Origin of the sequence: Bordetella petrii, from assembly GCF_000067205.1 — a bacterium.
Lineage (GTDB): Bacteria > Pseudomonadota > Gammaproteobacteria > Burkholderiales > Burkholderiaceae_B > Bordetella_A > Bordetella_A petrii.
Genome location: NC_010170.1, coordinates 3,975,714 through 3,994,799 on the forward strand (window position 1 = coordinate 3,975,714; position 19,086 = coordinate 3,994,799).

Below are 19,086 nucleotides of genomic sequence, written 5' to 3' on the forward strand. Positions count from 1 at the left end.
GGCGAAGGCGCTCGACGTCTGGGGGCCATCGGTGAAATCGATCCTCAACGCGTCAAAGCCATGCTGCAGGGCGATTTTGGCCGTGGCGTCGCAGCCGGCCGGTCAATCCGCAAAGATGCCAAAGCTCGCGCCGCCCTCGATTTGACCTTCGGCGCACCTAAAAGCATCACCCTGCAGGCCTTGATCGGTGGCGACGAACGCCTGATTCACGCCAATGATAAAGCGGTCGCCTCGGCTCTCGTCTATGTCGAACAGCACCTAACCATGGGCCGTCGCAAGGTAAACGGCAAGTCAAGGGTAGAACACACAGGCAATCTCATTATTGCCAAGTTCCGCCACGAAACCGCACGCCCCACCGAAGGCGCTGCCCCCGATCCTCATCTACACATCCACGCCCTACTGATGAATTTGACTCAGCGGGTCGACGGCAGTTGGGTGGCGTTGTCCAATGAAGAAATCTTCAAACTGCTGCGCGTGACAGACTCTATCTATCAGGCGGAACTGGAACGCAATGTCCGTGCGCTAGGGTACGCAGTTCGCCATGAAAAGAGCCATATTGAACTGGCCCATATCAGCCGTGAGCAGATCGAGTTTTTCAGTAAACGTAGCACCGGCATCGCCGCTGAACTATCTGCACGCGGCACCAGTCGTGAAGAAGCCCCTCACGCCCTGCGACAAGGCATCACCCTGGCCAACCGCCAGCAGAAGACTCAGGAACTCAGTCGAACGGACCTGCATCGACAATGGCGTGATGCCGCTGCAGGAATCAGGATGCAGTTTGACCACGCATGGCAACAAGCGGATATCCAGCCGACAAAGGAATTGGAGCATCGATCCGACCTAGTGGCGCAGGCCTCGCTGAACTGGGCGATCCAGCATCTGGCCGAAAGGGAATCTGTCATGCCTCTGGCGGATTTACTGCAAAACGCCGTTCGCCATGCCGGTGGCCATACGGATATCACAGCCATTCAGACGGCGATCCAGAGCCAAGTAGATTCCGGCACCCTGATCCGGGAAGCTCCGCACTACCGCAGCACCCAGGACATGCAGTCCCGTCCCATGGCACGCGAAGGCTGGGCCACAGAAGTCATACGCCTGCGCGGCTTGCCCCAGGACACCGCTCTGCAGCTGGTTGACCAAGCCATTGCCGAAGGACGTCTGTTGATGGAAAGTCCACGCTATGCAACCCGGAAGTCCTTCGAGGCCGAATCCAGAATACTCGCCGCCGAACAAGCCGGCCGCGGTGCCTGGCACGCCACCATTTCCGACGCCAGCGCCGAAAGCAATTTGGATACGCACTTGACACCGGGGCAGCGCGAGGCCGTTATGTTGATCGCAACCGACTCCGATCAGATCACCGGTATCCAAGGTCTGGCTGGTACTGGCAAATCCTTCGCGCTGCAAAACACTCAAATGATCCTACAGCGCCAGGGACACACCATGGCAGCCCTGGCTCCTTACGGGAACATGGTTCGCAATCTGCGCGAAGATGGCATACCGGCCAACACGATCGCATCGGTACTTTCTGCGTCTGACAAACGCCCCTTCATCGACACCCTAGGGCCAAAAACCATCGTAGTGATCGATGAGGCCGGGGTCGTGCCCGTGCGGCAGATGGACAAGCTGCTGGCTCTCATTCAACCAACAGGCGCTAAAGTAGTCTTGCTGGGCGACACCGCCCAAACCAAGGCAATTGAGGCAGGCCGCGCGTTTGCCATGCTGCAGGAAAGCGGCATGAAAACCGTATTGATGGCAGACATCCAGCGACAACGCTCAGAACGGCTGCGCCAAGCAGTGCAGCTGGCCGCCGAAGGCCAAGCCAGCCAATCCCTACCGCTCCTAGATCAGGTGCTTACCATTCCGGATCAGTTCAGTACTGACGAGCATGGCCACAAAAACCGGGACAGTTCCGCCCGATATGAAGCTATTGCCCAAGCCTATACGCGGCTTTCAGCGGCAGACCAAGCGGGCACCATCGTAGTGACTGGAACCAACGCGTCTCGCCTAGCCATCAATGAACGGACCCACGCCCTGCTCGGTCTGGAAGGAAAGGGGCACCGATGCCAGCTCCTGACTCGCCATGACACCACTCGTGCAGAACGCAGCGTAGCGCGGTATTACACCGTGGGAGACATCGTGGTTCCAGAAAGGGACTATCAGTGCGGGCTGAAACGCGGCGAAATGTATCGCGTAACCGGCAGTACACGCCATGACCGCCTTACCGTCGAATCGATCCAGTCCGACCAGTCGCCTACTCAAGCCATGGAAATCATCCCCAAAACCATGTCCAAGTTATCGGTCTACCACCTGAGCCGAGCAGAGCTGTCTGTGGGCGACCGTGTCCGCATTACTCGCAACGATGCCCATAATGACTTGGTCAACGGCCAACTGGCGAAGGTCGCGGCGATTGATGCAAGCAGCGTCACCATCGAAACCAATGGTCGGCACGTGCAGCTGCCTACAGATCGACCGCTAAACATGGACTATGCCTACGCTACCACCGTGCATAGCGCCCAAGGTCTGACCTGCGACCGAGTGATTTACAACGCCGAAAGCTTCAGCCGCACGACCTCCCAAGACACCTATTATGTGAGTATCTCGCGCGAACGACACGAGGCCATTGTATTTACCGACGATGCCAAGAAGCTGCCTGAAAGGGTGGATCGACTGACGTACAAAGGGCTGGCGCGTGACCTGCAGCCGATGGTATCTAAGCATCTGGGACATGGTCAGAACGAACTGGGGCCGCTTCCGCAACGTGTGGAATCCGAGCTGGAACTAGGATGACTCCCGTATTGGTAGTCGTATGGCAGCAACCCTGTATGTCCCTTGCTGCCTGTTTGCAGTCAGCACGCAGTTTCCACGCTGTCTGCACGCAGTCAAAGCACAGATGGAAAGCAGCTCGCATGCAGTCATCGTGTTGAGGGCGCAGAGCGGCCGCGCCGTCTACACATCACAAGGCCACGGTTGTGGCCAGATGTCTTTCCAATTAATCAATCTCTTGCGCATCTTTGTTGCCCTGTATGTCCTACACCAAGGCATACGTCCGTTTGGTCGCAAGCACTTGAAAAGCAAGCAGTTTCCTTACCCCGCACGGGGTGCGTCTTGTGTGGCACTTTTAAGGCCACAAATGAGCGACAGCGAATTTGGGGATTTATAAGTGCCTGCCAGATCGAAGAGCTGGCAACGTCCCACCTCAGGGACCCATCGAAGATGGGACTCCAACCATGCTCAGTTGATAGTCAAGAAGGGGTTCTGTCACAATAAAGCATGTGCAATCGCTATGTGACACCGAGCCAGGCCGAGATTGAAAGGTTTTGGCATATCGGAAACCGGAACCAGCCTCGATGGTGGGAAGCCGCCATTCATCCTCGTACCGTCGGCCCGTTTATCCGGGCACACGAAATCGGGCATGAGCTGGTAGTCGGCCAGTGGGCGCTTATCCCACACTTTGCCAAGTCGGCGAAGCTGTCATATCAGACGAATAATGCTCGTTCAGAAGAGCTGGCCAGCAAGGCAAGCTACCGCCAACCCTGGCAGCGTGGTCAGCGCTGCATTATTCCGGCGATGTCTTTTGACGAGCCTTGCTGGGAAACTGGCCGCAACGTGTGGTGGCAATTCCGACGGTCAGACGGTGCCCCTTGGGGCTTGGCTGGTCTTTGGAACATCTGGACCGATCCAGCAACGGGCGAAGTATTGGAAAGCTACACAATGCTTACGATCAACGCTGATGCACACCCCTTGATGAGTCGAATGCACAAACCAGATCCGAAGATACCAGCCAATGCCCAGGACAAACGCTCAGTCATTCCAATCGAAGTGAATGATGTCGATTGCTGGCTGGCAGGCTCGGTCGAAGAAGCCAGCAGTCTATTGCGCTTGGCACCGGAACATATTTTCGATGCCAAGCCTGTCGAGGTGCCTTCGTTGGGCGGTGCAAACGCCATCACCCAACAGGCGCTGTGGTAGCTACTCTGACATTTTTAACAATAGCTTTACGGTCTGAGACAATGTCAACCCGTCGTTCCAGGCTGACGCCAACACGTCATTACCCTGTACTTCCTGTGCTTCTATCATCGCCTGAGCATCTGACCATGTCATGTCGCCCTGCTCACTCAGCAAGTCATATACAGCGCTCTCCCAATCGGTTCGTGGTTCGGATGGCATTCCGCTCTCCCGTCTTCATTGTTGCCCCGGCTACAGCCGGGGCAGACCTTCTTACATACACAGCCAGCTGCGACCCGCCCCTGCTAGATTGAACGGTATATCATCCGCCACGACAGCGCCACCAGCCGTAGATGCAGGGGCTGCTGCCGCCTTACGGGCTGCAGGCTTAGCTGACGGGGCCTGGCCGTCTGCACCACGGCCCCCGAGCATCTGCATTTGCTCGGCTACGATCTCGGTACTGTAGCGGTCAGCGCCGGTTTCCTTATCCTGCCATTTCCTGGTTTTCAAGCGCCCTTCTATATAGACCGCACTACCTTGGCGCAAGTATTCTCCGGCGATTTCTGCCAAGCGGTTATAGAACACAATCCGATGCCATTCGGTTTCTTCTCGTTTCTCGCCTGTCGCCTTGTCTTTCCAGTTTGTCGATGTCGCAACGGAAATGGTGCAGATCCCGACTCCATCCGCGCTATAGCGGATCTCTGGATCACGGCCCAAGTTGCCGATAATGATGACTTTGTTGACTGATGCCATGTTATTGCTCCTGGTAGTGGTTCGGCGTGCTCGCCGACAAATGCCCCAGGCCGATAAAGCGGCCTGGGCTTCGGTTTAGTTATCTGTTGAGCCGTTCAAAATCTGCATGACGGCTTTTGCCTGCCAAATGGCGGCGTTGTTCAATTGACGCACCCACGCGCCACGGGTTGGGCTCCACCGAAAACCATGGCGTTTTAGAATTTCGCGAGTGCTTTTATCCGGCTTGCCTTCGAACATAAACATCACACGGTTCTCTTCCACGTCCTCGGCGTATGCATACCCCGTCCCCTGTATGCTGACCGGCGCACGCTCCTGGTCGGCCTGTAATTGTTTGATCCGCTGCCCAATGCGGCGAATGTTCGCGTTATTGTTGGTCAAGGTAAAAGACGGGAAGCCCGCACGCCCGGCATAGTCCGGCGCGATCAGCTTCTGTGCGCTTTCTTCCGAGTATCCAAGCTCAAGCAAAGCACGCCGTTGGCCCTCTGCATCGCCCTTATACTTACGGATCACCTGATTACTCTTTTTCATGCGTTCCTGATTTTCTGTCAGTTGCTCCACCTGGCGCATGAGTTTGCTTATTGCATCCGGGTCATCGCTGGAAACTCCCCCATCGCCTACTGCAGCCGCCTTCTGCACATAATGGTCAGCCTTCTTTTGCAGATCAAAGGCTTTGCCGTACGTGCTATGGATCCGCTGCCGGTAATTGCGGTCTCGGCCTTCGCTATGGTGGCCAACTAGGATCGGCTGTCCGAATGGAATCGCTTCACCCATTTGCTTTGCGCGGTCATAGGTGGTTGCCGCCTGTGCCTCGGCCTGCACTGCCCTGGCCTCTAGCCTGGCCTTACGATCTGCCTGCTTTGCTTCGTAGTGGTTCATGTCGCTTTCCTTCAAAAAGTGCGCAGTGGCGCGGTTGTGATGTCATTGCTGACCGGGCCTGAAGATTCTTGAGCCCGTTTGTAGGTTTTTGCTGCCGGGTTGTGTGTTGGTCCCATCGCGTTTTGCCGCCAGTCCTGTGAGTTCCATCGCCCTTGCCGTGCTGAATCAGGCAGTGACTAGCGGAAAGGGGGAAGATTTGTAAAAGTCGCGTAGCGGGTTTTATGAACACCCCCTTGAAGCGCCGGAACGTAGTGATACAGTCGGCGTTTTAGGGCGATGGAACTCTTAGGACCAGGCATGCTGTGTCACGACGCACAACCCGGCAGCAGCTCGCGCGGCGAGCCCCACCATCACCGAGCCGGTGATCTAAATTGAAGGTAGTTACTCAAGATGTATCCAGCTTGCGCCAGCAAGCCGCTATGCCCGTCCTGGTACACCGGGACGGGCTGCTTTTGTTGAGAAGGAAGAAAACGGAAACTACTTGTGCGGCAGCACAAGTCCAACCTGCGCCGCAGCGCGCGGCGTTTCGCTGTGCAGGCGGGCTCTCACCCGCCTTGCTCCAGGTTTACACCTGGCCTCGTTCCGCTAGCGAAGTGGTGTTCTGCCCGGTCACGATAATGTGATCCACCAAACGAACATCAACCAACGCCAAAGCATGTTTTAAGTGCCGCGTCAGTGCCAAATCGGCTTCGCTGGGTTCAGGTATACCGCTGGGATGGTTATGAGACATGATGATGGCAGCAGCATCTAGGCGAAGCGCCGTTTTTACGATTTCGCGCGGATATACGCTGGCCTGCGTCAGCGTGCCATGGCTCATTTCCATGTAACGGATCACCTTAAACTGGCTGTTCAAGTACAGTACAGCGGCGACCTCGTGTCCCATGCCCGATAGTTTGGCCTGAAAATAGTGTTTGACGGCGTTCGGGTTTCCCATGTCTGCCCGGTCACCGATCAAACTTTCAGCGGCGACCCTGGCGGCGGCCAATACGTGCGAATCGGTCGCGGCCTGATACCGACCCGAGGGGCTACGCACATAAAGCGTCTGCCCTGCGTTCATGTTGTCATAGCCCAAAGCTGCATTGTGGTTAACGTGTTCCATAGTCCTATCCCTTCAAAAACCGGTTTGTTTTCCTGCTGACCGGGGCCGAAGATTCCGAGCCTGATCGTAGGTTTTCGGCGTTCGCAGTAATACGGTTCCTGCGGGGTTGCCGCCGTTGCCGTGAGTTCGTCGCCTTGCCGTGCTGAACTGCTGGCCGGGGCTGATGAACAGGACCGTGGAATATATGGAGGGGACCCGCCTAGCGGGGAGGACGCCGTTTATGCCGCGAAAGCCAGGGCAGCGGGCACGGTTGGCGGTACAGTCGGTGTTTTGGGCGGCGCACTCATGGCAACGGGAACTGACGGCCCGATATGCACTGATTGCGAATGCTGGCCCGCGCGGCGAGCGCCACCATCGGCCAACGGCGATCTAATTGAGCCCGCGGGGTATCGCGCTGGGAAGCTGGTGGGCCTATTACGAGCTGGGCTGGGGTGGTTGGTGGTTCTGGGATCCTGTGGAGAACTCGTCATTTATTCCATGGCTGGTGGGCACGGCATTGATTCACTCCCTGGCTGTAACCGAAAAGCGCAACAGCTTCAAAAGCTGGACAGTGCTTCTTGCTATCAGCACCTTTTCACTTTCATTGTTTGGCGCCTTTCTGGTGCGTTCCGGCGTGCTCACGTCCGTACACGCTTTTGCCACCGATCCACGCCGGGGCGTATTCATCCTGATGCTTTTCACTGTGGTGACGGGTTCGTCATTGCTTTTGTTTGCACTACGTGCGCCCAAGGTCGGTATGGGAGGCCGGTTCGCGTTGATATCGCGCGAATCTTTCTTGTTGGTGAATAACATTCTGCTGACGGTAGCCGCCGGTGCCGTCGTTCTTGGGACCGTGTATCCCCTTGTTCTTGATGCGCTCGGACTAGGTAAGCTGTCTGTTGGACCACCCTACTTTAATTCGGTCTTCGTGCCTTTAATGATGCCGGCATTGCTGCTTATGGCTGTGGGTCCTATAGCCAACTGGAAGACAGCAAAAACAAGCGCTTTGATAAAGCAGCTGTATTCGCCCGCTTCGGTCGCACTGTTAGCCGGCGTGGGCGTGCCATTTCTGTTCGAGCACTGGACGGTGTCAGCAGCGTTGGGGGTGGCCTTGGCCTCCTGGATCGCTGCCGCAGTCATTATCGGCGTTGTTCAACGTATGCGAGCAACGCGCAGTGGTCTGCTGGCCCAGCCGCGTAGTTGGCTCGGCATGCATTTGGCACACTTGGGAATCGCCGTATTCGTCGCGGGAGTAACGCTGGTTACAAGCTATGAAACCGAACAGGACCTGCGCATGATGCCTGACAATACCGTGTCGGCAGGCGGCTACGAGCTGACGTTCAAGGGTGTCAGCAAGGTCCTGGGACCGAATTACGAGGCAGAGGTAGGTGAAGTTTTTCTTTCACGAAATGGGCAGTTTCTACGTTCCCTCCACCCCGAGAAGCGTGATTACTTCTCATCGGATATGCCGTTGACGGAAGCGGCGATTGACGCCAATGGCCTGCGGCATCTGTACGTTTCGTTAGGCGAGCCACTTGGCGACGGGGCCTGGAGCGTGCGTGTTTACTATAAGCCATTCGTTGACTGGATCTGGATCGGCAGCATTTTGATGGCTTTAGGCGGGCTATTAGCCATTAGTGATCGTCGTTATCGCCTTAAGCGTCGCCAACGAAGCGCTGCCTTGGCCGCTAAAGGAAGGGCATGAGGAGTCGCTTTGTATGGCCGTTGATCGGTTTCATTGTGCTGGTCGGCTTCCTGGCTTTTGGCTTGACCCTGAAGCCCAGTGAAGTACCTTCACCCTTAATCGACAAGCTCGCACCCGATTTCACGCTGCCAAGACTGGCAGCTCCCGAACACGCCTTCTCGCCCCGGTCCATGCAAGGCAAAGTATGGTTGTTGAATGTTTGGGCATCTTGGTGCTACCCCTGTCTTGAAGAACATCCCGTCATTACAGATCTGGCCACCACGCATGCTTTGCCTATCGTTGGCCTCAACTACAAAGACATCCCCGCAGACGCAATTTCGTGGTTAGAGCGCAATGGCAATGCCTTTGAGTCCGTCGTATCCGACCAGCAAGGAGCCGTGGGTATCGACTATGGCGTCTATGGCGTACCCGAAACGTACGTTATCGATAAAGAGGGTTTCATCCGCTACAAACATATCGGCGCACTCAGCTACAGCGAGGCACGCGACACCATCTTGCCCTTGGTACGGGAGCTTCAGAAATGATGCGGCTGTGGCTGTTACTGCTTTGTTCTGTTATTTCCCTTTCCGCCTGGAGTAATAGCGGCGCTACTGAAGAGCGCATGCTGGAAATAACCACGGAACTACGCTGCCTGGTGTGCCAAAACGAATCGATTGCTGCTTCACGCTCCGACTTCGCTGGGGACATACGAAAACTAATTCGCGGGCAGATCAAAGCGGGAAAAAGCGATGCGGAAATCGAGACCTACTTGGTCACAAGGTACGGCGATTTCATACTCTATCGGCCACCATTGAGAGCTACCACACTGTTACTGTGGTTTGGACCCATGCTGCTACTAGTTTTCGGATTCCTCATATTCGGCGTAACACTACGCCGACGAAAACGAAGTGCCGTCGACATATCGTTAAGTGACGAAGAACAAAAAATAGCAGAAGCCCTGTTGGGGCAGACCACCCATCATGGAAACCTCTCATGACTCTGATTTTTGTCGCTATTGCCGTAATGCTCGCAGCAGCAGTCACGCTGTGGCTGGGACGAACTCTTTGGCGCGGCCACACGTCTGAGTCCCAGATCGAACATCACGCAGTCAATGCAGCAGTACTTCGTGACCAGTTGGCTGAACTGGAGCAGGACGTCGTCAACCAAACGTTGTCTGTCCACGATTTCTCGGCCGCTAAGCAAGAAATACAGCAGCGTGTCCTGCATGAAGCAGTGCCCGGTTCGGTTCCGGTCCTGCGAGGTCGGGGCGACAAGCGCGCAGCAGTAGCGCTAATTGTCGTTCTGCCTTTGGCCACAATACTGTTGTACTTGTCTTTGGGTAATCCGGCCGCAACGCTTCCGCTACCGTCTCAAAGCGTTCCCATGATGACTCAGGCCGATATGAAGAACATGGTGGAATCGCTTGAGGCCCGCCTTGCCCAAAACGCAGATGAGCCTGCTGGCTGGCTTATGCTGGCCCGCTCTTATCGTTACTTTGGACAATACAAAGACGCAGTCGCCGCCTTCTCCAAGGCAGCGCCCATCATCCAGACAGATCCACTTGCTTTGACGGAGTACGCCGAGACGCTCGCTCGGAGTAGTGGAACGGGGTTCACCCGCGAGGCAATGCAACTATTGGAGCGTGCCCTTATCCTTGATCCCCGCGAACCATTTGCGCTTACGCTCGCAGGTACCGCTGCGCTCGAACGCGGCGACCGTCAAGTAGCCATTGAGTACTGGCGACAAGTGCTTGACCAGATCCCAGTTGGCTCGAAGGCTGCACAGATTGTCGCTGATGGCATTGAGCGGACACTGCAGGAAAACGGTAATGCTCGCATTCCATAAACACCAATGAGCCCTTATGGCTCCTATCGCCACGTGCCGAGAGCAAGTCTATCCCCGCTCCAGAACGGCAGTCGAAATTAGAAAGCTGATACTCACTCCTAATATTTCCCATCCGCGTTCAGCTGATCTGCCCAAGCCCGGCACGGCGCGCTGCATGCTGACGACTGGTAGGACGGTATCCCGTAACGAAAGGCCGTTGTCTTTACAACCTTTGCCTCTCGTGCTGTGCCGTTAGCTGTCACAGTGACCGAAGGTGTGTCAGTCATATGATTAATCGCGTCAGCAGGCCCGCATGGTACGAGAATGCCTGGAGCGCTTTGGCGAGGATACCCTCACGATGAAAGACACGGCCGGTAAAGCTACCGCCACTGCTCAGGGTTAAGCGGCATCTTCGTCTCGGACGAGGTCGTAAAGGCCGCGATGGCCAGCTATACCTTCGAGCATATGGAAATCGCCTCCTACAAGAGTCTCATTGCCGCGGCTGAACTCGCAGGCGATGCTGAGACAAAGCGGGTATGTGAGGCCATTCTCCCTCAGGAAGAAGCCATAGCTGAGTGGCTAAGCGAGCGAATCGCGACGATTACTCAGCAATTCGTGCGGCGTGACGCCGCGCCGGACACGACCGCCAAACATTGAACAGCTGCGAGTCCACTCAATTGTTGATTTGGTCCGTTCATTGAACCAACTCGCAGACAAACGTAGCGCAAGATCCAAAGCGACTCACGCCGTCCCGAAAATTGCGGACGGCGTCTTAATTAATCAGCTTTCTTTACTCAAGATGGCGATCACCCCGTTTGGCCTCAAGAATGGCACAGGCCATGTCCCCGAGCTTGCAGTCCGACTCTCGCAACGCACTTACCAGCTCGCTGCTGCCAATGCGCTGCGCTTTAAGTACGTGCTCAAACCATTTACCATTTCGCCCGAGAATGACGGGGGAGCCTTCAATGATCTGCTCAGCCTTCTTGCTGCGCGAGGGAATAAGTCACCACCACGTTCAGAAGAAGTAGCGTGGCGGCCAAAATTAAGCCCCCTGGAATGGATTCATCCCCGCCCGATAAAGAATTAGAGACGGACCCGCTAAGGAGTACAACAACAAGCAAGTCAAAGGGCGTGTATTGAGAAATGGTCCGTTTTCCACCCTCATCGCGCCGGCCTGCGCGGATGAAGTCTCCCGACAGTTGGGGTATCGGTGCGAGCGTTAGGACTGGAAAAGCGGCGCCATATGGCGATTCACGACAAGGCCGTAACGCACAGCACGCGCACGCTGCATGGCACGCGGAAGAATATGGCTTGCATAGAACACGCAGCTTGCGAATTTGTCGGCATGAAAATGGTCGTCCTTTCCTTCTGCGAGCGCTTCGGAACAAGCCAAAGCGGCGCGAGCCATATGCCAGCCGCATAGCAGTTCACCAGTCAACATCAGATAAGGAACGCTGCCGAGCAGCACCACATCATCTTCCTTGCCAGCTGTCTGTCGCAGGAAGTCCGTCGCCTCCTCCCACGCCTGCGCGCCCGCACGCAACTCGGTTGCCATGATGCGCAAGCCGTCCCGATATGCGGGATGCTCGGCTGCGGCAGCGTCCAGAGCCCCTCCGGCAGCATTCATTTGCCGCAACAGCTCATGTGACGTTGCCCGCGAATTTCGGATCCCTTAACTGAGCGAGATTATGCCACCCGTTGGTTCTGGGCGGCGTACCAGTCCCGCTCGAATTGCATCGGGCTGACGTAGCCCAACGTCGAGTGCAAGCGCGAATGATTGTAGAAGCTCAACCAGTCGATTACCTCGTCCATCGCTTCGCGACGCGTTGCAAAGCGCTGGCCGAGGATGCGTGCACGCTTGAGCGATCCCCACAGGCTCTCGGTCGGTGCGTTGTCCCAGCAATTGCCTCGACGGCTCATCGAACTGCGCATGCCGTAGCCCTTGAGCAGGTCCTGGAAGTCATGACTGCAATACTGGCTGCCACGGTCACTGTGGAGGATCAGGCCCGCTTGCGGACGGCGGCGAAACCACGCCATACGCAGCGCATCAGACACCAGCTCCGTGCGCATGTGCGGCTGCATCGACCAGCCCACCACCTGACGGCTGAACAGGTCGAGAATGACGGTCAGAAACAGCCAACCCTCGTCCGTCCAGATGTACGTGATGTCCGTAGTCCAGACCTGGTCGGGACGCGCGGGAGAGAAGTCTCGTTGCAGCAGGTCCGGTGCGACCGGCAGGCTGTGTTTGCTGTCGGTCGTGACCTTGAACCGGCGTTTGGTCTTCGCCTTGATGCCGTGCAGCTTCATGAGCCGCTGGACACGATCCTTGCTGACGCGAATGCCCTGGACCAGCAGTTGCTTCCACACGCGCGGCCAGCCGTACTCGCCTTTGGATTCAGCGTGCACGGCCTTGATGTGCACCAGCAGAGCGTCGTTGCTGATGCGTCGGCGCGGTCGGTCAGTATCGACATCCCGCACCTTGCGCGCGTGGTAACCGCTGGGGCTGACACCCAGCACCTGGCAGCTCAGGGACACCGGCCATTGTCGGCTGTGAAGCTCGATCCAGGCGTACTTCATGCCGACACCTTCGCAAAGTACGCCGTGGCTTTTCCCAATATGTCGCGCTCCATCTTCACGCGTGCCAACTCCGCGCGCAGCCGGGCAATCTCCATCTGTTCTGGAGAAACCTGTTTGCCTGCGCCGTTCAGCTTCCCAGCGGCATCGGCCTTCACCCAGTTGTGCAGCGTCTTCGGGCTGATGCCCAGTATCTTCGCCACCGCCGCCATGCTCTGGCCGCCGCGGACCATGCGCACGGCTTCCAGCATGAATTCCTGCGTATATCGAGCTCTCGGATTACCCATCTTTCCTCCCTCCTTGCGTGAGTTTTACACACTCAGCAAGGGATCCATTTTTTGCGGGCAAGCTCATGTGAGGCCATTCTCCCTCAGGAAGAAGCCATAGCTGAGTGGCTAAGCGAGCGAATCGCGACGATTACTCAGCAATTCGTGCGGCGTGACGCCGCGCCGGACACGACCGCCAAACATTGAACAGCTGCGAGTCCACTCAATTGTTGATTTGGTCCGTTCATTGAACCAACTCGCAGACAAACGTAGCGCAAGATCCAAAGCGACTCACGCCGTCCCGAAAATTGCGGACGGCGTCTTAATTAATCAGCTTTCTTTACTCAAGATGGCGATCACCCCGTTTGGCCTCAAGAATGGCACAGGCCATGTCCCCGAGCTTGCAGTCCGACTCTCGCAACGCACTTACCAGCTCGCTGCTGCCAATGCGCTGCGCTTTAAGTACGTGCTCAAACCATTTACCATTTCGCCCGAGAATGACGGGGGAGCCTTCAATGATCTGCTCAGCCTTCTTGCTGCGCGAGGGAATAAGTCACCACCACGTTCAGAAGAAGTAGCGTGGCGGCCAAAATTAAGCCCCCTGGAATGGATTCATCCCCGCCCGATAAAGAATTAGAGACGGACCCGCTAAGGAGTACAACAACAAGCAAGTCAAAGGGCGTGTATTGAGAAATGGTCCGTTTTCCACCCTCATCGCGCCGGCCTGCGCGGATGAAGTCTCCCGACAGTTGGGGTATCGGTGCGAGCGTTAGGACTGGAAAAGCGGCGCCATATGGCGATTCACGACAAGGCCGTAACGCACAGCACGCGCACGCTGCATGGCACGCGGAAGAATATGGCTTGCATAGAACACGCAGCTTGCGAATTTGTCGGCATGAAAATGGTCGTCCTTTCCTTCTGCGAGCGCTTCGGAACAAGCCAAAGCGGCGCGAGCCATATGCCAGCCGCATAGCAGTTCACCAGTCAACATCAGATAAGGAACGCTGCCGAGCAGCACCACATCATCTTCCTTGCCAGCTGTCTGTCGCAGGAAGTCCGTCGCCTCCTCCCACGCCTGCGCGCCCGCACGCAACTCGGTTGCCATGATGCGCAAGCCGTCCCGATATGCGGGATGCTCGGCTGCGGCAGCGTCCAGAGCCCCTCCGGCAGCATTCATTTGCCGCAACAGCTCATGCACAACGAATGCCGCATGCCGAAGGACTTTTCGTCCCACAAGGTCATTCGCCTGAATGGCGGTCGTGCCTTCATAGATGGGAAGGATACGGGCATCGCGATAATACTGGGCAGCGCCAGATTCTTCTATGAAACCCATCCCGCCATGGACCTGTATACCAAGGGAGGTTACTTCCAGCGAGGTCTCGGTGCAATATCCCTTGAGAACCGGAATCAGAAACTCGAAAAACGCCTCGTGCCGTGCACGCATGTCCGCATCGGGATGATGCACGGAAAGATCCTGGTGGGCTGCAGTCGCGTAAGCCAGCGCGCGCATGCTTTCCGTCAAGGATTTCATGGTCATCAACATACGCTGCACATCGGGATGATGGGCAATGGGCTGCGAGCCCCCGCTGCGCCCCTTGCCCTGCAAGCGCTCTTTCGCATATCCCAAGGCAAGCTGAAACGCCCGATCGGAAATCGCCACCCCTTGCAGACCGACGCTGAACCTGGCGGAATTCATCACGATGAACATGTTGGCCAAGCCATGGCCAGCCTCTCCGATCAGATGCCCGACCGCTCCTTGTCCCACTTCGCCTTTGCCGTCTCCGAAAAGTAGCATCGCCGTAGGGCTACCATGAATGCCAAGTTTATGCTCCAGCGACGCGCACCACACATCGTTGCGCGGCCCCAGCGTACCGTCTTGAGCGACCAAATACTTGGGGACGACGAACAGGCTCAGGCCGGAAATGCCGGCTGCCGCACCTTGAACGCGCGCCAGGACGAGATGAACGATGTTTTCAGCGAAGTCGTGCTCGCCGTAGGTGATGAATATCTTCTGGCCGAAAAGACGGTAACTTCCATCGTCCTGCGGAACCGCGCGCGTTGCGATTTGCGAAAGATCGGAACCGGCTTGCGACTCTGTCAGATTCATTGCTCCGGTCCATCGACCTTCGAGAAGATGCGGCAGATAGAGCGCCCTCTGCTCTGCGCCTGCCACTCGGCTCAATGCGTCGATCACCCCGTCCGTCAGCATCGGACACAACGCAAAGGACATGTTGGACGCATGCAGGCTTTCGTTTACGGCCGCGCTCAGCAATCTCGGAAGGCCCTGGCCGCCGTCATCGGGCGCATGCGGCAGGCTTTGCCAACTGCCTTCGACGAACTTCGCGTAGGCAGCGCGAAAGCCGGGCGAGGTGCGTACGCTGCCGTCGTTCCATTTCGCAGGAGTGCGGTCTCCGATAGCATTCAGCGGCGCGAGTACCTCTTCGACAAAGCGCGCGTTTTCATCAAGTACGGCATCAATCAGTTCTTCGTCGGCCTCGTTGAAATCTGGTGAGGAGAGAACCTCGCCCAGGCCCGCCAGAGATTTCATTGCAAAGCGGATTTCTTGAAGTGGAACACGATAAGTCATTGATTCTGCATCCATGAAAGATTGTCAAATCTGATAGCGGCAAGCAGTGGAAAACGGAGGCAAGCCCGTGAACGAATCGAGACGTTCTCGAAAACATAGCGTGCGGACACGTCCCGACCGCAGGTCGGAAGCCTGCGGCGCATGCGATGCTTTGCTCGTTTCCCTTGAAAGAAAGCTGTCGTCAGCCGGTAATCAAGGAATTCGACAAACCAATATCTAAACACCGCGCACCGAAAACGTTCTCGCTTACAGTAAGTAAAAGGCGGACATAGGCCTCTTCATTTTCCTGGAAGCGATCACTCGGACCGGATATGGAAATGGCGATGGGAACGATCCCCAGCATGCCCGAAACGGCAAACGCGTCCGCGCCAGGCTCGCCCTCACCGCGTGTTTCGTACCAGCCTCGCCGCCTACCGCATTCGACGCTGGCAAGTAACTGTTCAATATCAACCACTGTCGTATCGGTTAGTTTGCGCAAGGGGCGCGCGCCCAGCATATCAGCCGCCTGGTCGACCGGCAGCATGCCCAGCAGAGCCTTGCCCATTGCTGAGGCATGCAAGGCTACCCGCTGGCCCACTGCCAATACATAGCGCAGCATATGCCGACCGTCCTTTACAGCAACCACCTTGACCGCCGCCCCGTCTACACATCCAACGTATGCCGTCTCCCCCGTCCTTTCAGCCAGAAAATCCAGCGCATCCTGAGTGCCGACGATGATGGGATCTTCAGCACCGATATGCTCGGCGACGGTCATCAGCCTGCCGGAAGGGTAATAACGGCGCGTCTGCTTGCAGCGGACCAAATAGCCCAGATGATGCAAGGTATACACGAGATCAAGACAGCTACTGTCCGGTAGGTTGAGAAGCTTGGCCAGTTCCGAATTCGAAAGTTCGCGCTTTTCACGCGCGAACGTTTCAAAGACGGCCAATGCACGAGCTGCGGCACTGACAAGAGTCGGCATTGACTATTACCTCGGAAATGGTGATGACAAGGCCGCTATTGTACTGAGCGTTAACGCTGGGGAGCAATATTGCGCTCGTCCTGCGCCAGCACCACGTCCCAGATCTTCTGCCCGACGGGATTATTTTTTTCTTCGTACAGATGGGCGACCAACCCCCCGGCACGCCCGACCAGCATCAGGCCGCGCGCAATCATCGGATCCAACTTCATGTCGCAAATGATGGAGCCAACCGCCCCCACGGCGTTCATGGGCAGTTTTTTCTGGCGGTCGAGCAAAAGCGCCTTCTGCACGGCTTCCATCAGTTTCCAGTGCTTACTGAAATAGCCTAGTTCCTGGGAAAGGCGGCGCAACGTCGGCACGCGGGGATCGCCGTCGATATGGATGGGATGGCCCAGCCCATAGACGAACTGCTTCTTCTCGCGGCTGCTCTGTATCACGCGACGGGCGCACGCCAGGAAGGCATCATCGTCTGCATCCTCGTCCAGATCGGCGGCTGCGCCACCCAGCATCTCCGCGCAATTCTGCGTGGTTCCCAGGAAAACACTGCCCGCGCCCAGCAGGCCTGCGGCCACAGCCGCCTGCGGCGCCTCGGGGGCACCGAGATAAGTCAGGCGCGCACTCATTGCACTGGGCGTCAGACCGTGGTCGCAGGCCGTCACGAGAATGTGATTGATCATCGTTTTTTCATTCTGGCTTGGGCGCTTGCCGAAGATCGTGAACATCATCATGTCGACGAAGTCCATTTTCCCCAGGAGATCCTGCGCCAGGTTCTCACCCCGCACAGTAATGGCTTCAGGAGTGGTGTATCCAATTTCAGTCTTGAGTTCGATCTTTTTCATGATGCCTTGTCCTTCAATAATTTTGCGAATCAGCGGGCTGGCGCGCCACCAGCATCTTGACCATGCAGATGCATACGGTTTCGCCGTGCTGGTTGATGCCTTGCCTTTCGAATTCGATGATGCCGCGATCGGCGCTCGACGTTTCCTTGCGGTCCGCCACGACGATTCTGACGCTGATCGTATCGCCGATGAAAGCCGGCTTGGGAAAGCGGAAATTAACCTCCAGCAGCCCCAGTATCGAGGGTTCAAGAAACTGATTCATCACGGTCCGCGTCGTCAGCCCGGACATGATCGAACCCACCAGTAGACCATGGGCAATGCGCTGCTTGAACGGCGTGTTTTCGGCATAGACATCGTCGGTATGCAGGCGGTTATAGTCGCCGCTCAGACCCGCAAAAGCACCTACGTCAGCCGCCGTGATGGTGCGGCCTGCCGTCTCGAATACCATGCCCGGCTCAAGGTCTTCCCAGAAATACCGGAAGGATGCGAGATCCGTCGGTGAGATTTCGCTTGCGATCATTGTTTTTTCTCCATGGCGTTGATGGCCGACAAGCCCAGCAGTTCGCGCCCGACGATCAGGGTCTGGACTTCCGCCGTCCCCTCGGGGATGACGCCGCCGCTGGTATCTCGGAAGATTCTTTCCAGCCCATATTCCGTTGAATAGCCCAGGCCGCCATGGACGGCAATGGCAGTGCGCGCCACGTTGTGCGCCGCTTCCGCCGCATGCAGTTTCGCGATCGAACATTCAACGCGCGCAGGCTTGCCTGCCTTGACGGCAGCCGCAGCCTTGTAGGCCAGGCCGCGCGCCGACTCGACCTGGATGAGCATGTCCACGATATGCTTCTGTATCAACTGGAATTCACCGATCGGTCGCCCAAACTGCTTGCGCGTCTTTGCATATTCAACCGACATGTCCAGCGCAGCCTGGGCCGCGCCGACCGCACCCATGGCAATATTCAAGCGTCCGTGATTCAAACCCTTGAGCATTTCTTTCAAGGCGGTGCCTTCAGTACCCAACAGGGCGCTCTTGGGCACTTTCACATCCGCAAAAGTCAGTTCAGACGTGCCGGAGGCCCGCAACACCATCTTGTCCACCAACCGGGAATCGAAGGGGGTTTCAGCACGATCGATGACAAAAATCGACGACTTGCCATCACAACTCGGGCTGAAAGTCCTGGCAAGCACGATTGCATAATCGGCATAGTGGCCGTTGGTGATCCACAGCTTGCTGCCGTTCAACAAATAATGGTCGCCCTTGTCCTCTGCCTTGAACTCGATACCGCCTACGTCAGAGCCATGGTTGGGCTCGCTGATCGCAATGCATGAGGCCTTGCGCGATTCCAGTACGTCAGCCATGTATTTGGCTTTCTGCTGCTCGGTGCCATGCTCGCTAAGCAAGCGCAGGAAGATACTGGTGATGTTGATGATGGTACGCAGCGAACCCCAATGGTAGCCGGCTTCCTCCATCATCATGCCCCAATTGATGGAATCCAGATCGTAGCCGCCATCTGCCTCCGGCAACTGGCCGCCAATATAGCCGAATTGCGCCAGACCCTGAAGCACATCCAGCGGGATACGCTTCTCTTGCTCGCACAGCGCAATGCGGGGAACAATCTCAGCGACCATATATCGACGAATACTGTCACGCAGGGCGATCTGATCGGAATCGAATTCAAAATTCATGCTTGTCTCGATGATT

General features: G+C 56.7%; 18 protein-coding genes and 1 pseudogene. 9 read left to right on the forward strand and 10 right to left on the reverse strand.

Going from position 1 to position 19,086, the window contains the following annotated elements; genetic code table 11:
- Window positions 1–27: 27 nt before the first annotated feature.
- A complete protein-coding gene (gene mobF / locus BPET_RS19125) occupies window positions 28–2,787 on the forward strand; it encodes a MobF family relaxase (protein ID WP_231852715.1) in 2,760 nt (919 codons plus the stop codon).
- 483 nt (window positions 2,788–3,270) lie between these two features.
- Window positions 3,271–3,969 carry an SOS response-associated peptidase gene (locus BPET_RS19130; RefSeq protein WP_012250662.1) on the forward strand — a complete coding sequence of 233 codons (699 nt, stop codon included), beginning with the start codon at window positions 3,271–3,273 and terminating at the stop codon, window positions 3,967–3,969.
- Window positions 3,970–4,218: 249 nt separating this feature from the next.
- Here BPET_RS19130 and ssb read toward each other — a convergent pair whose 3' ends face one another.
- The 3 genes from ssb to BPET_RS19150 form a co-directional block, all read right to left on the reverse strand.
- The gene (gene ssb, locus BPET_RS19140; RefSeq protein ID WP_012250663.1) at window positions 4,219–4,698 is read right to left on the reverse strand and encodes a single-stranded DNA-binding protein; all 480 of its coding nucleotides are present in this window, start codon (window positions 4,696–4,698) and stop codon (window positions 4,219–4,221) included.
- A 75-nt stretch (window positions 4,699–4,773) separates the two neighbouring features.
- Window positions 4,774–5,574: a DUF3560 domain-containing protein gene (locus BPET_RS19145; RefSeq protein WP_012250664.1), complete on the reverse strand. Its 801-nt coding sequence runs from the start codon at window positions 5,572–5,574 to the stop codon at window positions 4,774–4,776.
- A 565-nt stretch (window positions 5,575–6,139) separates the two neighbouring features.
- Window positions 6,140–6,673, reverse strand: a complete 534-nt coding sequence (locus BPET_RS19150) for a JAB domain-containing protein (protein ID WP_012250665.1) — start codon at window positions 6,671–6,673, stop codon at window positions 6,140–6,142.
- 385 nt (window positions 6,674–7,058) lie between these two features.
- On the opposite strand from BPET_RS19150, the pseudogene BPET_RS19155 reads away from it, so the two are divergent.
- The 6 genes and pseudogenes from BPET_RS19155 to BPET_RS27620 form a co-directional block, all read left to right on the forward strand.
- Window positions 7,059–8,357 (forward strand): annotated as a pseudogene (locus tag BPET_RS19155) (heme lyase CcmF/NrfE family subunit); the annotation flags it as partial.
- The gene (locus BPET_RS19160) at window positions 8,354–8,881 is read left to right on the forward strand and encodes a DsbE family thiol:disulfide interchange protein (protein ID WP_012250667.1); all 528 of its coding nucleotides are present in this window, start codon (window positions 8,354–8,356) and stop codon (window positions 8,879–8,881) included. The pseudogene BPET_RS19155 and the gene BPET_RS19160, both read left to right, overlap by 4 nt.
- The gene (locus BPET_RS26100) at window positions 8,878–9,333 is read left to right on the forward strand and encodes a cytochrome c-type biogenesis protein (RefSeq protein ID WP_012250668.1); all 456 of its coding nucleotides are present in this window, start codon (window positions 8,878–8,880) and stop codon (window positions 9,331–9,333) included. The genes BPET_RS19160 and BPET_RS26100 overlap by 4 nt, the downstream gene beginning before the upstream one ends.
- The gene (gene ccmI, locus BPET_RS19165) at window positions 9,330–10,181 is read left to right on the forward strand and encodes a c-type cytochrome biogenesis protein CcmI (RefSeq protein WP_012250669.1); all 852 of its coding nucleotides are present in this window, start codon (window positions 9,330–9,332) and stop codon (window positions 10,179–10,181) included. Before BPET_RS26100 ends, ccmI begins: the two co-directional genes overlap by 4 nt.
- 420 nt (window positions 10,182–10,601) lie before the next feature.
- Entirely contained in the window at window positions 10,602–10,817 is a 216-nt protein-coding gene (locus BPET_RS27185) for a DUF892 family protein (protein ID WP_012250670.1), read from the forward strand.
- A 40-nt stretch (window positions 10,818–10,857) separates the two neighbouring features.
- Complete coding sequence (locus BPET_RS27620; protein ID WP_151208977.1) at window positions 10,858–11,247, forward strand: hypothetical protein; 390 nt, start codon at window positions 10,858–10,860, stop codon at window positions 11,245–11,247.
- Between the two features lie 132 nt (window positions 11,248–11,379).
- On the opposite strand, the gene BPET_RS19175 is transcribed toward BPET_RS27620, so the two are convergent.
- Together BPET_RS19175 and BPET_RS19180 are read right to left on the reverse strand one after the other, a co-directional pair.
- Window positions 11,380–11,787 (reverse strand): acyl-CoA dehydrogenase C-terminal domain-containing protein, encoded by a 408-nt coding sequence (locus BPET_RS19175; protein ID WP_012250671.1) that lies wholly within the window; start codon window positions 11,785–11,787, stop codon window positions 11,380–11,382.
- Between the two features lie 59 nt (window positions 11,788–11,846).
- Window positions 11,847–13,021, reverse strand: a protein-coding gene (locus BPET_RS19180; protein WP_085970191.1) for an IS3 family transposase whose coding sequence is annotated in 2 segments (ribosomal slippage) — window positions 11,847–12,772 and window positions 12,772–13,021 — 1,176 coding nt in all. Because the reading frame shifts where the segments join, the coding sequence is not laid out codon by codon here.
- A 226-nt stretch (window positions 13,022–13,247) separates the two neighbouring features.
- Between BPET_RS19180 and BPET_RS27625 the strand changes: the two genes are divergently transcribed.
- The gene (locus tag BPET_RS27625; RefSeq protein WP_151208977.1) at window positions 13,248–13,637 is read left to right on the forward strand and encodes a hypothetical protein; all 390 of its coding nucleotides are present in this window, start codon (window positions 13,248–13,250) and stop codon (window positions 13,635–13,637) included.
- Window positions 13,638–13,769: 132 nt separating this feature from the next.
- On the opposite strand, the gene BPET_RS19190 is transcribed toward BPET_RS27625, so the two are convergent.
- From BPET_RS19190 to BPET_RS19210, 5 genes are all read right to left on the reverse strand, one after another.
- Entirely contained in the window at window positions 13,770–15,587 is a 1,818-nt protein-coding gene (locus tag BPET_RS19190) for an acyl-CoA dehydrogenase (protein ID WP_012250672.1), read from the reverse strand.
- Window positions 15,588–15,768: 181 nt separating this feature from the next.
- Window positions 15,769–16,548, reverse strand: coding sequence for an IclR family transcriptional regulator (locus BPET_RS19195; RefSeq protein ID WP_012250673.1), 780 nt, complete (start codon window positions 16,546–16,548; stop codon window positions 15,769–15,771).
- Between the two features lie 50 nt (window positions 16,549–16,598).
- Window positions 16,599–17,387 (reverse strand): citryl-CoA lyase, encoded by a 789-nt coding sequence (locus BPET_RS19200; protein ID WP_012250674.1) that lies wholly within the window; start codon window positions 17,385–17,387, stop codon window positions 16,599–16,601.
- Window positions 17,388–17,400: 13 nt separating this feature from the next.
- On the reverse strand, window positions 17,401–17,907 hold the full coding sequence (locus BPET_RS19205; RefSeq protein WP_012250675.1) for a MaoC family dehydratase: 507 nt from the start codon (window positions 17,905–17,907) through the stop codon (window positions 17,401–17,403).
- Entirely contained in the window at window positions 17,904–19,070 is a 1,167-nt protein-coding gene (locus BPET_RS19210; RefSeq protein WP_012250676.1) for an acyl-CoA dehydrogenase family protein, read from the reverse strand. The genes BPET_RS19205 and BPET_RS19210 overlap by 4 nt, the downstream gene beginning before the upstream one ends.
- Window positions 19,071–19,086: the final 16 nt, after the last annotated feature.